This window comes from Segniliparus sp., assembly GCF_051660745.1.
Classification (GTDB): domain Bacteria; phylum Actinomycetota; class Actinomycetes; order Mycobacteriales; family Mycobacteriaceae; genus Segniliparus.
In genome coordinates, this window is sequence record NZ_JBOFQF010000017.1 from 27,113 (window position 1) to 40,940 (window position 13,828).

13 protein-coding genes are annotated in these 13,828 nt (G+C 67.0%); 8 read left to right on the forward strand and 5 right to left on the reverse strand.

Features of this window, described 5'->3' with window-relative positions; genetic code table 11:
• The first annotated feature begins 13 nt into the window (after positions 1 to 13).
• The 3 genes from ACRC20_RS04480 (at position 14) to ACRC20_RS04490 (ending at position 3,571) form a co-directional block, all read left to right on the forward strand.
• The gene (locus ACRC20_RS04480) at positions 14 to 631 is read left to right on the forward strand and encodes a VC0807 family protein (protein WP_438685145.1); all 618 of its coding nucleotides are present in this window, start codon (positions 14 to 16) and stop codon (positions 629 to 631) included.
• A 306-nt stretch (positions 632 to 937) separates the two neighbouring features.
• Positions 938 to 2,230, forward strand: coding sequence for a glycosyltransferase (locus ACRC20_RS04485; protein WP_438685258.1), 1,293 nt, complete (start codon positions 938 to 940; stop codon positions 2,228 to 2,230).
• Positions 2,231 to 2,269: 39 nt separating this feature from the next.
• Positions 2,270 to 3,571 carry a phthiocerol/phthiodiolone dimycocerosyl transferase family protein gene (locus tag ACRC20_RS04490; protein ID WP_438685146.1) on the forward strand — a complete coding sequence of 434 codons (1,302 nt, stop codon included), beginning with the start codon at positions 2,270 to 2,272 and terminating at the stop codon, positions 3,569 to 3,571.
• Positions 3,572 to 3,586: 15 nt separating this feature from the next.
• On the opposite strand, the gene ACRC20_RS04495 is transcribed toward ACRC20_RS04490, so the two are convergent.
• Both ACRC20_RS04495 and ACRC20_RS04500 read right to left on the reverse strand, forming a co-directional pair.
• Complete coding sequence (locus ACRC20_RS04495; RefSeq protein WP_438685147.1) at positions 3,587 to 4,951, reverse strand: hypothetical protein; 1,365 nt, start codon at positions 4,949 to 4,951, stop codon at positions 3,587 to 3,589.
• A gap of 95 nt (positions 4,952 to 5,046) precedes the next feature.
• A complete protein-coding gene (locus tag ACRC20_RS04500) occupies positions 5,047 to 6,138 on the reverse strand; it encodes an alpha/beta hydrolase (RefSeq protein ID WP_438685148.1) in 1,092 nt (363 codons plus the stop codon).
• Between the two features lie 235 nt (positions 6,139 to 6,373).
• Between ACRC20_RS04500 and ACRC20_RS04505 the strand changes: the two genes are divergently transcribed.
• Both ACRC20_RS04505 and ACRC20_RS04510 read left to right on the forward strand, forming a co-directional pair.
• Complete coding sequence (locus ACRC20_RS04505; RefSeq protein ID WP_438685149.1) at positions 6,374 to 6,730, forward strand: MmpS family transport accessory protein; 357 nt, start codon at positions 6,374 to 6,376, stop codon at positions 6,728 to 6,730.
• Positions 6,727 to 9,564, forward strand: a complete 2,838-nt coding sequence (locus tag ACRC20_RS04510) for an RND family transporter (protein ID WP_438685150.1) — start codon at positions 6,727 to 6,729, stop codon at positions 9,562 to 9,564. Before ACRC20_RS04505 ends, ACRC20_RS04510 begins: the two co-directional genes overlap by 4 nt.
• A gap of 35 nt (positions 9,565 to 9,599) precedes the next feature.
• Here the strand turns inward: ACRC20_RS04510 and ACRC20_RS04515 are convergent, their stop codons facing one another.
• Positions 9,600 to 10,097 carry a DUF5078 domain-containing protein gene (locus tag ACRC20_RS04515; RefSeq protein ID WP_438685151.1) on the reverse strand — a complete coding sequence of 166 codons (498 nt, stop codon included), beginning with the start codon at positions 10,095 to 10,097 and terminating at the stop codon, positions 9,600 to 9,602.
• Positions 10,098 to 10,222: 125 nt separating this feature from the next.
• Complete coding sequence (locus tag ACRC20_RS04520) at positions 10,223 to 10,513, reverse strand: RNA polymerase subunit sigma-70 (protein WP_438685152.1); 291 nt, start codon at positions 10,511 to 10,513, stop codon at positions 10,223 to 10,225.
• A gap of 114 nt (positions 10,514 to 10,627) precedes the next feature.
• On the opposite strand from ACRC20_RS04520, the gene ACRC20_RS04525 reads away from it, so the two are divergent.
• From ACRC20_RS04525 to ACRC20_RS04535, 3 genes are read left to right on the forward strand one after another with little or no spacing between them, the layout of a single operon-like run.
• Positions 10,628 to 11,539 (forward strand): LLM class flavin-dependent oxidoreductase, encoded by a 912-nt coding sequence (locus tag ACRC20_RS04525; protein WP_438685153.1) that lies wholly within the window; start codon positions 10,628 to 10,630, stop codon positions 11,537 to 11,539.
• On the forward strand, positions 11,536 to 12,849 hold the full coding sequence (locus ACRC20_RS04530) for an NtaA/DmoA family FMN-dependent monooxygenase (protein WP_438685154.1): 1,314 nt from the start codon (positions 11,536 to 11,538) through the stop codon (positions 12,847 to 12,849). The genes ACRC20_RS04525 and ACRC20_RS04530 overlap by 4 nt, the downstream gene beginning before the upstream one ends.
• A 10-nt stretch (positions 12,850 to 12,859) precedes the next feature.
• Positions 12,860 to 13,450, forward strand: a complete 591-nt coding sequence (locus ACRC20_RS04535; protein WP_438685155.1) for a GNAT family N-acetyltransferase — start codon at positions 12,860 to 12,862, stop codon at positions 13,448 to 13,450.
• On the opposite strand, the gene ACRC20_RS04540 is transcribed toward ACRC20_RS04535, so the two are convergent.
• Positions 13,437 to 13,820 carry a VOC family protein gene (locus ACRC20_RS04540; RefSeq protein ID WP_438685156.1) on the reverse strand — a complete coding sequence of 128 codons (384 nt, stop codon included), beginning with the start codon at positions 13,818 to 13,820 and terminating at the stop codon, positions 13,437 to 13,439. The two genes, ACRC20_RS04535 and ACRC20_RS04540, sit on opposite strands and share 14 nt — an antisense overlap.
• Positions 13,821 to 13,828 lie beyond the last annotated feature (8 nt).

A 13,828-nucleotide genomic window follows, 5' to 3' on the forward strand; every position in this document is an offset into this window, starting at 1 on the left:
CATGGCGGTCAGCGTGATCATCCCTATTTCGCTGTACTTCGTGCTCACGAAGGTCTTCGGCCGCAGCCAGCAGCTCGCCCTGGTCTGCGGGGCGTGTGTCGTCATCGCGTCGATCCTCTGGCGGGCAGTCCGCGAGCGGAAGGCGAGCCAGCTCGAGCTCATGACCCTTTTCCTGCTCGCTGTGGCGATCACGACGTCGTTCGTGTCGAACCAGCCGAGGATCATCCTGATCACCGAGGCCGTGCAGGGGATTTTCGGCAGTTTCCTCCTTTTGGTGACCTCGGCCCTCGGTCGTCCTCTGATCACCATCATGTTGAAGCCTTTCTTGACGAAGGGATCGGCGGAGCTGGAAGCCGCGTGGGACCGTTGCTGGAGCAACGACAGCGCGTTCCGCCGCAGGCTGTCGTTGCTCGGCTTCATCTGCTCCGGGGTGATCCTCGTGGCCTCCGTCTCGAGTCTCGCGATGGTTTTCGCCCTGCCGCTCGATTACGCGGTCCCCCTCGCGCCGATCACGGGCGCCGTGCTCGGCGCCTTGGCATTGGTCGTGGTGAAACTTCTGGACGAGCCGTTGCGGGCCGGGCTCGACAGAGAGCGGGAAGCGTTGGCCCGGCAGGCGGCGTCTAGCACGTGAGACGTGTTCCAGCCAGATATACGCTCGCGCTGGATATATGGGATACATCATGGTCCAGCGTGTGAGATGCGCCCCAGTCGGATCGGCTCGTCTGGCGTGTGAACTCCGAAAGCCCTAGAATTGCCTGAACCTGCAAGACTGAGAAGCGCGGCGCGGCGCGAATTGCAGAGTTTTCCCCAATTTCGATGTTGAGCAGAGTGGCGGTTGCTGGCGATGAACATTTCCGAATTAGACGCCGACCAAACATTCGATCGCACTGTCGTCGCGCTAGAAGAGCAGCAGGCCCGTGGGCTGAGGATTTGCTTTATCACTCTGGGCAGCCGTGGCGACGTCCAGCCGGTGATCGCGCTGGGACTGGCGCTCCAGTCGAAAGGCCACGACGTGGTCATCGCGTGCATGGGGTCCTCGCTCGTCTCCCTCGTCGAATCGGCGGGGCTGGAAGCGCACGAGCTCATCCACAGCGTTCCGGACCACGACGAGGACTACCAGAAGTCCATGCACAACCCGATCGCCAGGGTTCGCGCGTGGCGGGAGCATATGAAAGACGTGTTCCCGAAGATCTCGTTGGAGATCACCGCTGCCTGCGAGGGCGCGGACGTGGTGCTCGCCCATTCCGACGCGATGGACCTCGCGATCTCGACGTCGCTGCGCACCAAGAGCATGGTGCTTGGATACCGTTTCTTCCCCGGGACGATGAACAGCGCGTACCCGGTGACCCAGTACACGCCGGCCGGGGCGATGCAAGAGTTTTTGAACCGGTCCCCTGGATTCGTCAAGCGGGCCAGCTGGTGGGCGGGCCACCGCATCACCTGGTTGAACTTGAGCTGGGCGGTCAACCACCACCGCGGCTCCCTCGGGCTTTCGCCGTTCGCGTCGTTGCGGGAGCGGGACGCGAGCGTCGCCGCGATCCCCGACCTCCAGCTGTACGACAGCGTGCTCACCCCGGAACTGGTCCGCGAATTCGGGATCGACAAGCCCATGCTCGGCTTCTTGCAGGTGCCGCCGAGGGCCTGGCGGCGGAACGCGGAGCAGGAACGGGCCGATGACGAGCTGAAGTCCTGGATCGAGGCGGGCGAGCCGCCGATCTACTGGGGGTTCGGCAGCATCAGGGTCGAGAACCCCGACCAAAAGGTCCAGATGTTCGCCGATATCTGCAAGCGCAACGGGCAGCGCGGGCTGGTCGTCGCAGGGTGGAGCGATCTGGCGGTCCGCGACCTCGGCGACCACGTCCGAGTCGTGGAAGCGGTGGACCATGCCACGATCCTCCCGTTGTGCAAGGCGGCGGTGCACCATGGCGGGGCCGGGACGACGGCGGCGTGCCTGCGCGCGGGGCTTCCGTCGCTGATCTGCTCCGTGCTCGCCGACCAGCCGTTCTGGGGCCGCAGGATCGAGGCGCTCGGCGCCGGGGTCCACATCCCGATCAGGAAATTGCACTGGGAGAACCTGGAGAAAGCGCTCCAGACCCTGCTCAAGCCCGTGACAGCGCAGAACGCTCGGAAAATCTCCGTGCTGATGGACACCGGCTCGGTGTCCGCCGACCGGGCGGTCCGGGTGATCGAGTCATTCGTTTCGGCAGGCAGGCGCAGCAGCGCCGCGTAGTGTCGGAGCCCGGCACGACGCGGCCGAAGGAGGGTCTGGATGAATGTGGTTCCGCCGAGCGGGCCGTACCGGCGACGGCTGTCTGCCATTGAAGAAGAAGAATTCGTGCGCGAGCCGCAGATGACCGTCGGGTGGCATTACTCGGTGCGCGGCGAGTTGGACCACGAAGCTTTGGTGGCGGCGTTCACGGCGCTGCGCCGCGAGTATCCGGACGCAGCAGGCCGGATCGAAGCGGTGGACGACGGATTCGACCTTGTCGTCGACGGCCCGGAGGCCTCGGCGGCGGCGTTCGTGCGGATCGCCCAGACCGGCGACGACCCCGTTCTGAACCTCGATGAGACGTTGAGCGTGCTCGACGTGGTCTCTGACGGGGACCGGCACGTCGTGACCTTCCGGTGCAATCACGCGATCGCCGACGGCACCCGCCTCGCGGTCCTGGTCGCCCGGCTGTGGTCTCTCTACACGCAAGCGGCGCAAACGGGGTCGGTCGGCGAGATCTCGGCGGCCGGTATGCCGATCCCGCCCCATGAGGTGTTCGCCAGCCGGGGGATCGTCCGGGGCCCGAGCGACGGGTCGGAACGGCTGGCCGGGGTGCGGTGGCACGGGGCGTGGCCGACTGCGGACGAGATCCCAACGGGGGAGCTCAGGGTGCTGTCCAAATGCTTCCAGCTCGCTCCGGATGTCTTCGCAGGGCTGCGCATGGTCGCGAAGCAGTCCAACTGCACGCTCCACGGGCTCCTTGTCGGGGCCGCCGCGATTGTCGAGCGCGAGCTGTTCACCGGCCTCGCCGACGATGAGCCTGCGCCGCTCGGGTTCGGCTCGTTCGTGGACTTGCGCTTGCGGATGGCCCCGCCGGTCGGCGCGGCCGAGGTGACGAACTGTATGACTGTGTCGTACGCCCGCCTCGATGTGGCGGTCGACAGCGACCCGGTGGAGCTGGGCCGTTTCGCGGCCGAACAGCTCGCCGCCGATATCGCGGACGAGCTCCTGCAGCAAGCGCCGCTCCACCCCCCGTCCGCCGCGTTCGGCGAGCCGTGGACGGTGGTCAACTACCTGAGGTCGGCGCCTCCGGCCGAGTTGCCTGCCGCTTTGACCCTTGAAGACACCGTGCTCGTGTTCGAGAAGGGCCTGAACCAGATCAGGGGCGCCGTCGCGGCTGTGCAGGGCGGAGCCCCGACGCCGTCCTTGCCGGTGCGGATGTACGTGGTGTACTCCGTCGTCGACAGGCTGACCGTCCAGGTGCTGGACACGCCGGGCTTCATCCCGCAGGAGGTCCGTGACCGAATGGACGGACGTTTCGCCGAGCTGCTCACCGGCATAGCGCGCCGCGCCGAGGCCTGACCCCGCGCGGGCCGCTCACCAAACAGGTGTCGGTTTCAGGCCGAAACGCGCGCTCTCCGCGACGACGATCTCCTGGAGCTCTTCGGGGGAGAGCGGGCTCGCCGGGCTGCTGTGCTGCACGATGATGAAGACGGCTTCGGGAGTGCTCGCGAAGAAGGCCCCCATGGCCGGGGGGAGCTTCCGCCATGCGTCCTCGGGCACATTGAACCATTCCACACGCGGGATGTAGGTCGAGGCGGTGCGCCCGCCGATGCGCAGGAGGTCCGGAGGCACGACGCCGATGTTCGACACGACGCACGGCGGCGGGGGGGCCGCGGCCACCATCCTGCGGAGCAGCCAGGTGGGCGCGAAATACGCTATCTGCAGCACGGATTCGAGGATCTTACGGTCCTTGTCCTGGAGCTGGGCCAGTGCGAGTTTCGTCGCTTTCCGTGTCTCGGACAGGTCCGCGCCGGACGTGTCGATCGGCTTCGTCAGCACCGTCGCGCTCGCGAGCAGATTGGCGCGGGCGTCCCCGGACGCGAGGTCTCGTTCTGAGACGGACAGGTCGACCGGGACGACGCCTGTGCCGACGACGCAGCCCGTCGCCCGCGCCAACTGGCCGCCCAAGGCGACTGCCAGAGTGTTCTCTGTGCCGCCCCGCGTCGTCGCAGCCTGCGACCATTCGTCCCGGTGGAACTGCAGCGCCGTCGACGTTGGCTGGAAGACACCGCTCTCCCCGGGCGCGGGCGGACGTGCCGCTCGGGGCTGTTCCGGCGCGGGCTTCGCCTGTCGGGCCCTGATCAGGAGGAAGACCAGCACCTGGGCGAGCCCGACGAGCACGGTCCAGAGCCGGGCGAAGGCGTCCTTGACGTCGTCCCACAGGCTCGGCGGGCCCGCCTCGTCGACAGGCAGGCAGCCGATGTCCGTGCCGGCCAACGCGGCTCTGACCGCGAGCAGTTCCCCCATGCCATCGGCGACCGCGTGGAGCCAGACGAGCGAGAGCAGCGTCCCGCCTTCTTCGGTCGCCGCCATGCTGAGGCCCCATCCCGGGCCATGCTCGACATCGAGCCGGGCCGTTGCGAGCTGCTCTTGGAACCACTGCTGGCGATCGGTTCGCGCGACGGCGCCCTCGCTGATCACCAGGTCCCCTGGCACGGTGGAACGCGCCCAGGTCGGTCGCGCGCCCAACACTCGTGGGCGGACGATGACCCTGTTCAGCGGGCCCTTCGACAGTCCCGCGCGCAGCTGCTCGACCGCTTCCGTCGGCAGCGCCTCGTCGAACTGCCACACGACCTGGCAGCGGAACGACACGCCGAGCGACCACGAGGCCCTGGCGAACATGTAGTCCGCGAACGTCGCTCGGTTCGCCTCGGCCGAGGCGGCCACAGTCCCAGGCATGCGCAGCCACCTCACTATTGCTCTTGCGGAATTGTGTGCTGGGCAGACTATAACAACAAACCGCTGTTCCGGCGCTCGAACATCTCAGCGAGAGCTCACGTGGCCTTTGCCGCGAGGCCCGCGTGGCCTGCGACCACGCAGGCGAGGTTGTGGCCGGACATGTACAAGCGGTCCGCAGCGCCGTCCCCGTCGCTGTCGTAGCTGACCGGGTAGTCGCCGTGGCTCGGCGGCGCCGCGTGGCGCAGCCCGTCGCCGGGCCCGAAGCCTTCGCTGGTGTCCAATGGCGTGACCCACGGCAGGAGCGACGGCTCGGCTCCGTAGATCTTCAGCCTGCGCAGGGCGAAGCGGTCGCGGATCTCGTCCGCGTCCGCCATCATGGCGTAGACGTGTCCCGAGGCCATGTTGAGCTGGCTCGCGCCGTCGCGCGCGCGGGCCAGAATGCCGGGCGAGCCGCAGAACACGGCGTCGTCCACCACGCCGGCCGGGGTCAGCCGCAAGGCGAAGGCTGTGACGAGCGAGCCGTACGAATGCCCGATCGCGGTGATGTGCGGGGCCGGTCTTCGCGCGGCGAGCTCGCGGTACAGCTGGCTCAGCGCGCCCGCGCGGGCGCGGGCGCGCCTCGTCGAGTACACGTCGAGCCTGCCGCGCAGCGGCGACCACCGATCCGGGCCGTCGAGGTTGGGGCTCTGATAGCCCAGCCAGATGATTGCCGCCACCGTCTCGGCGCGCGGACTGTGCCGCTCGACGATCTGTTCTGCGGAGCTTTTCAGGGCGCGCGCTTCGCTGACGAGTTTTTCGAGGGTCCACGCGACATCCGCGAAACGGCCCTCGGCCGGAGAGACCGCGACGTTCGCCCCTGGCGTTGTGACAGCCACGTGGTCTGCCGTGTCCGGATCCCCCAGCGCGATCGCTGCCATCGTCCGGTCTTCGGACCGGGCGTCGAGGAGGAGGAGCCGCGCGTCGAGGTTCTCGTCGAGGATGTCGGCGATCGCGGCGAGGTCGGCGAGTTTGCGCCGGACGAGCCAAAGCCGGGCGGCGCCGCGCCCGGCCCCGACGGGCAAAGCGTCCCGCTCGGCGACGAGGCGCAGACGCTCGTCCGCGGCATGGGCGCGGTTGGCCTGATCGCGCTCCGACATGCGGGGAGCTGGCGGGCCGGGGCTTTCGGGCATGCGTGGTTTTCCGGTCATGCGGGAGCCTTTCTGGCTGCATTTTTTTCTTTGTACCTGCGCAGTTGGTGTGATCGAGATTAAGCGAGCAGGTGTGGTGCGGATGCAGTAGGGTTAGCTTTGGCTCATGCGGAGACAGGAAGATTGGAGCTGGGTGCGGCGAACGAGGAAGCGCGGTCTCGCTGGTGTGCTCGTGCGAAAACTGTGGATCCCTGTCGTGGTGGTGATCGTTCTTCTTGTCGCAGGTGTGGCAGATATGCGATTGCACGGGGTGTTCGGGTCCGACCACAAGTACGCGAACGGCGGCCCATTGTTGGAGGAGCCGAGAAATCTCCACCCCAAGCACGTGCGCTACGAGGTTTTCGGCCCTGCGGGCTCGACAGTCGCCATCAACTATATGGACGAGAACGCCGACGCCAAGGGGGCGCACGTGACCTCCCTGCCATGGTCGGTCGAGTTCACCATGACGCCGCTCACCTCCGCGTTGAATGTTATGGCGCAGGGCGACAGCGCTGTCCTTGGCTGCCGTATCTATGTGAATGACGAGTTGAAAGACGAGTACGTGGCGAGACTGCCCTTTGCGCAAACCTACTGCGAGGTGCGAAACGCATGAGCGAGACTTCTGCCAGGAGGCCGCTTTTGGGGCGGCTGACCCGGAGGCTTTGGCCGCTCGTCATTCTGCTCTGGCTGGCGCTGATCGCGGTGGCGAATGTCGCGTCCCCGCCCCTTGACGTGGTGGCGAAAGAGCGCGCGGTGTCCGTGTCGTCGGACGACGCGCCCGCGCTGGTCGCGGCGAAGCACATCGGCCAGGTGTTCCACGAGTCCAACTCGGACAGCGCCATCATGATCATCGTGGAGTCCGACCGGCCGTTCAAGCTCGGCGACGAGGCGCACCAGTACTACGACAAGGTGCTGGCGCAATTGCGGCAGGACCACAAGCACATCCAGAACATCCGGGACTTCTGGAGCGATCCGCTGATGGCGGACGGCGCGCAGAGCGACGACGACAAAGCCTCGTATGTCCAGGTGACGCTCGCAGGCAACCAGGGCGAGGCCCTCGCGAACGAGTCCGTGCAGGTGGTGCGGGACGTCTTGGCGAAGACTCCGCATCCGGCGTGGGTGCGCGGCTACCTCACCGGGGGCGCGGCGCTCGCCCAAGACGGGAACGCTTCCGCGACCGAGAGCGCCAAGAGGGTCGACCTGGTCACGGTCGTCGTGCTGCTGCTGATTCTGATCGTCACCTACCGGTCGATCGTCGTCCTCGGGCTCCTGTTCGTGATGGTCGGTTTCGCGGTGGCCGCCGCCCAAGGCGCGGTCGCGTGTCTCGGGCACTACCACCTCATCGGGCTTTCGTCGACTGCGACGGCGATGGTCACAGCCCTGACCATTGCTGTGGGAACGGATTACGCGATCTTCCTCATCGGCCGGTACCAAACGGCGCGCAGGGTGGGCGAAGACCGGGAACGCGCCTTCTACACCATGGTCCGGAGCGTCGCCCATGTGATCCTCGGCTCCGGTTTGACCGTCGCGGGCTCGCTCTACTGCCTCAGCTTCGCGCGCCTCCCTGTGTTCAAAACGATCGCCGCTCCCAGCGCTGTCGCCGTGCTCGTCTCGATCGCGGTCTCCTTGACCCTCGGGCCCGCTGTGATCGCGGCAGGCACCCGTTTCGGGGCCTTCGAGCCGAAAGGCGACGCCAACACCCGCGCCTGGCGGCGGGTGGGCACCGTGGTCGTCCGTTGGCCCGTGCCAGTCCTGATCGCGTCCTGCGCGATCGCCCTCGTGGGCCTCCTCGCGCTGATCAACTACCGTCCCAGCTACGACGACCGCAGCTTCATGCCGCAGAACACGCCCGCGAATATGGGCTACAAGATCGCGGACAAGCATTTCTCCATCAGCCGGATGAGCCCCGAGACGCTCATGGTCCAGACGAACCACGACATGCGCAACCCCGCCGACATGCTTGTGCTCGAAAGGATCGCCAAGAGCGTCTACCACCTCCCCGGCATCGCCCGCGTGCAAGCCATCACCAGGCCAGGGGGGACCACTCCCATGGCGCACACGTCGCTCCCATACGGGATCAGCATGCAGGATCCCACGTCGATGGAGAGCCTCGAGTATCAGAAAGCCCGGCTGGCCGACTCGAAGAAGATGCTCGACATGATGGACTTCCAGATCAAGAACATGGAGGACATGTACGCCATCCAGAAGCGAATGGCGGATATCTCCCATATGGTCGCCACGAAGGATATGCCAGATTCGCTCCAGACCATGAAGGACGCCGAGGACAAGGCGTCCGTCATGGAGGATTACATCCGTATGGAGCGCAATATCTTCTACTGGATCGGCAGCGACTGCTACGACTGGTCCTGGTGTTGGGCCCTGCGCAATTCGATGGACTCGATGGACAGCATCTCCACGTCGATCGACCAGTTCGAGACGTCGTTCGACCGGACGAAGCAATTGGACGTGCTCACCACCCAGATGCTGACGATGACGCCGCCGATGATCGCGCTGATGAAAACGCAGCGCTCGCTCACGCAAGCCCAGTACAGCACGCAGCAGGGGCAGTTGCGGCAGAAGGAGCTCTCGCTGAAGAACGCGGGCGTGATGGGGAAGGCGTACGACGCCGCCCATATCGACGATTCCTTCTATATCGGCCCGGAGGCCCTGGAGAGCCCGGATTTCCAGAAAGCGCTCAAGACATTCCTCTCCCCAGACGGAAAAGCCGCTCGCTTCTACATCACGCACGACGGGGAGCCGATGTCTGTCGAGGGGATGTCGCGGATCCCCCTCATCCAGGCCACAACGCATGACGCCGTCAAGGGGACCCCGCTCGAAGGGTCGAGGATCTTCATCACCGGTTCGGCGAGCATGGTGAAAGACATGCGGGACGGGATCATATACGATCTCATGATCGCGGTCGTGTCCTCGCTGAGCCTCATCTTGATCATCATGCTTGTCCTGATGCGGAGCTTGGTCGCGGCGATCATCATCGTCGGAACGGTCACCCTCTCGCTCGGCGCCTCCTTCGGGCTGTCCGTGCTCATCTGGCAGGACATCCTGGGCATGCCCCTGCACTGGACCGTGCCCGTGGTGTCGATCATCATCATGCTGGCCGTCGGCTCCGACTACAACCTGCTTTTCGTCTCGCGGCTCAGAGAGGAAATGCACGCCGGGCTGAACACGGGCATCATCCGTGCGATGGGCGCGACGGGGAGCATGGAGACCGCAGCGGGCCTCGTGTTCGCCTTCACCATGGGGGCGTTGATCGTCAGCGACCTGCGCAGCATCGGCCAGCTCGGAACGGCTATCTGCCTCGGCATCCTCTTCGACTCGTTCCTCGTGCGAGCGTTCATGACGCCGTCCATCGCCGCGGTCCTCGGACGTTGGTTCTGGTGGCCGCAGAACGTCCGCTCTCGTCCGCTGCGCCGAAAGGCGGCCCTCTAAGGGGACGAAGCCGTCAACGCGAAGGCTGCTCGGTCTCACCAATCCCAGACCGAGGGGTTGTCCTTCGGCTCTTCCGCGCATTGCTCCGTCATCCGTCGGGCGATGGCGTGGTTGCTGAAAAAAATCTTCGCGTGGTCCGCGTACATGAGGTCGGTCGGGTCGCCGAAGGTGCCTGCGATCCGCTCGGACACGTCCCGACGCGGTCCTCGGACTCCCGGGGCGAGCGAGAAGAACGCCCTGGCCCAGACTTGCGCGGACAGCTGCACTTCGGGGCTGTGGACTTTGTACTCCGTCATCCACCGGGAGAACTCCCGTGGGTCGGTCCGTTTCACCACGGCCAGCATTTGGTCCGGGGTGCAGGTCGTCAGCAGCATCAGTTTCGGCACCGGGTACTGGTCCGTGGAGTGGAAGTAGCCGTCCGACCAATCGGCGTCGGGATCGGCTGCGGCGACGCCGACGGGCGCCAACCCGACTGCGAGGAGCGCTGCAAGGCCTGCGCGAAGAACGGCGGCACGACATGATTGAGAAGGCATGGGGATATTATGCCGAAAAACCCTGACCGCGTCTAGGGATAGATTGCCGCCCCTGCCTGCGAAAACAGGGTGAATTCCCTGTGCGTCGCGCCACTTCTCGCAGGTTTGCTGGCGTTGGAGCTTCCTCAGTCGCCGCTGCTGCTGTCCGAGTTGTCCCCGTCGTCGTCGTTGCCGCTGCCGTCGTCGGGCACGCCGAACGCGAACGCGGAGTCCGGGAGCACGATGCCGCCGACGTCCACGTACACGTCGCCGTGGGTCGTGTGGACCATGCCGCCGCCCCAGGGGCACGCGTACGCTTTGCCGTCCTGGGCGTCGAGGTAGATCCCGTGGAAGCACGAGTCGGCCGATGCGGTCGGACAAGCGCCGAACGCTGTCAACGAGATTGCCGCTGTGAAGAGAAAGCAGAGCTTGCGCACGTCCCCATGCTATATGGGCGACAGCGGCGGCGCGAGCGAAGCCGCGACGGGGTTTGGCGCAGTCTGATGAGAACAAGAGGAATAACGTGGCAGGCCCGCAGTGTTGGTCCTCCTGTGGTGTTCACACTCGGCTTCGAGATCGACCAAGGTCAGGCGCTCACCGGGAAGGGGGTCAAAGACATCGTCCGGCAGGCGCAGAACGCGAGGCTCGGCTACGTCGTGCTCCGCGACGCCCCCGGCTCCCATGGGCAGATCGACGCGGTGAGCCGCGCGGCGTACGCCGCGACTTCGACCACCTCGCTCGGCCTGGTCGCCGAGGTCTCCACCACCTATAACGAGCCGTTCCACACGGCGGTGCAGCTGCAAACGGTGGATTTCGCCTCATACGGGCGGGCGGGCTGGCTGCCCTCGCGAACGCTCGGCGAGGCCCATCCTGCGGCGCTCGGCTGGCCGAAAGCGGCGGACGAGGACGCGGCGGTGGAGCAGCGCGACAGCCTGCTCGTGGCGCGCGCGTTGTGGGATTCGTGGGAGGACGACGCCGTGATCCGAGACGTGGCGGCCGGGCGGTTCCTCGATCGCGCGAAAGTCCGGCACATCGATTTCACGGGGGAGCGGTTCTCGGTGAAAGGCCCTTCGATCACGCCGCGCAGCCCGCAGGGGCAGATCCCGGTCTTCGCGAGGGCGGGGGAGCTGCCGCCGGGGCTCGCGGACGTGGTGATCACGACGGAGCCCGCGCGCGTCGAAGGGGCGCTCGCGGTTGTGGCGCTCGACATCGACCTCGCCGCGCCAGGAGCCGAGGACGCCCTCGTGCGGCACATCGCAGGACTCGCGGACGAGGCGGACGGCGTGCTTTTGCGACCGAGGTCGCTCGGCGAGGACTTGTCTGCACTCGGCCGCGCGGTGACGCCGAAACTCCTGGAGGCAGGCGTGATCGCGGGCCCGAGGCCGGGGCAGACTCTGCGCGAGACGCTCGGGCTGGCGCGCCCTGCCGCGAAGAAGCCGGGCGAGTGGCAGGAGATCGCGTGACCGACTCCAGCCGCCCAGACGCGAAGGTCCATCTCGGCGTCTTCGTCCAGGGCGTGAACCACACGACGATCTGGTCCGACAAGGACTCCGGCTCGCAAATCGACTTCGCGACCTTCCGCGAGATCGCCCAGACCGCCGAGCGGGGCCTCTTCGACGCGTTCTTCCTCGGCGAGGGCCTGCGACTGCGCGAGCTGCGGGGCCAGATCCACGAGCTGGACGTCGCGGGCCGCCCGGACGCGATCGCCGAGCTCGCGGCGATCGCGGCGATCACCTCGCGCATCGGGCTGGTCGCCACGCAGAACTGCACGTACAACGAGCCCGTCGACCTCGCGCGCAGGCTCTCCGGCCTCGACCTCCTCTCCGACGGACGGGCGGGCTGGAACGCCGTCACCACCGACAACGCCTGGACCGGCGAGAACTTCCGCCGGGGCGGCTTCCTCGACCACCAGTTCCGCTACGAGCGGGCCAGCCAGTTCGTCCAGCTCGCGAAAGAGATCTGGGCGGGTTGGACCGAAGACGGCAGCAAGGAGGTCGAGTTCCGCAGCTCGCAATTCGACGTCCGGCTCGTGCCCGCGCTGCCGCCGAGCCCGCAAGGCAGGCCGGTTGTTTTCCAGGCCGGGGACTCCCCGGCAGGCCGGGACTTCGCGGCGGCCGAGGCGGATGTGATCTTCTCCGCGCATGGCTCGGACCACGCGGACGCGCTCGCGTTCGCGGACGACATCCGAGGCCGGTTGCGGTCGTTCGGACGGCCGGAGGACGACATCAAGATCCTCCCGGCAACGCAGGTGGTGCTCGCCGAGCGGGAGAGCGAAGTCGCGGAGAAGTTCGACTGGGTGACTCGGGGCCAAGTGACGGGCCAGACCGCGCTCGCCATGGTGTCGCAGGTCTGGGGCACGGACCTCTCGCATCTAGACCCGGACGGCCCGCTGCCCGCCGAGGACCCGGTCATCGCGGAGACGTCGCAGACCATGGGGTCGGGCCAAGGCGGGAAAGACCCGCTCGCGGTCGCCGCGCAATGGCGGGCGCTCGCCGAGGAGAACGGCGGCCTCTCCATCCGCGACCTGATCGTGGAGACGACCACGCAGCGCCGCGCCGGGTTCATCGGCACGCCCGCGCAGGTCGCCGACCGGATGGCGCATTTTGTGCGGACCGGAGCCTGCCACGGGTTCAACATCTCCCCGTACATCGTGCCGGGCGGCTTGGACGAGATCGTCGACTGGCTCGTGCCCGCGCTGCAGGAGCGCGGGGTGTACCGCACGGCGTACGAGGGCACGACGCTGCGCGAGCACCTTGGCCTGCGGCCGGTGTAGCGTCGGGGTCGTGCAAGGCCCCATCGCGCGTCTGGTCCCGCTCGCCGAAGCGCACGTCCCGCAGTTGGTCGAAGCGGCAGCGGCTGGGCGCGACACCTTCCGGTTCACCGGGGTGCCTGCAGGCGAAACAGCGATGCGCGCGTTCGTCGCGCGCGCGTTGGCCGAGCAGAAAGCGGGCGACAGCCTGCCCTTCGCGATTGTCGACCGCCGCGAGGATCGCGTTGTGGGCACAACCCGGTTCTTCGAGATCGAGCGCTGGGAAGCCACTGACGTGCGGCCCTCGGCCGCCGTCGCGGAGATCGGTCACACCTGGCTCGCCGCGAGCGTCCAGGGCACGGGGGTCAACACCGGGGCGAAGCTGCTCATGCTCGACCACGGGTTCGGCGTCTTAGGCCTGATCCGGGTCTCGTTCCGAACCGACGCCCGCAATGCGCGCAGCCGCCGCGCCATCGAAAAACTCGGCGCCCGGTTCGAGGGGATCCGCCGGGCGCACATGCCTGCTTTCGACGGCGGCGTCCGAGACTCCGCGTTCTACTCGATCTTGCGGGAGGAATGGCCGCTTGTGCGCCCCGCGCTGGCCGGTCGGGTCAGTCCGGAATGAGATTGGTGATGCAGAAGGGATGCCCGACGGGGTCGATCAGCACCCGCCAGTGTTCTGGATTGGGCTGAGTCTCGGCCTTCGAGGCTCCGAGGGCGAGGATCCGCTCCTCCGCGCCGTCGAGGTCGGCGGTCGCGAGCTCGAGGTGCAATTGCTTGGGCACGGGGCCGTCCGGCCAGCTCGGCGGCTGGTGGTCGGCGACCTTTTGGAAGGTGAGCAGCACGCCTGCCCCTTTGAGCGCGACGAACCCCTCGGTGGAGAACATCACCTCAAGGCCGAGGACGTTCTGATAGAAATCGCCGAGGGCGACGGGGTCGGGGCAGTCGATGGACACCGCGCCGAGCCGGGCGATTCCTGTTGTGGTAGTAGTCACATCGATGA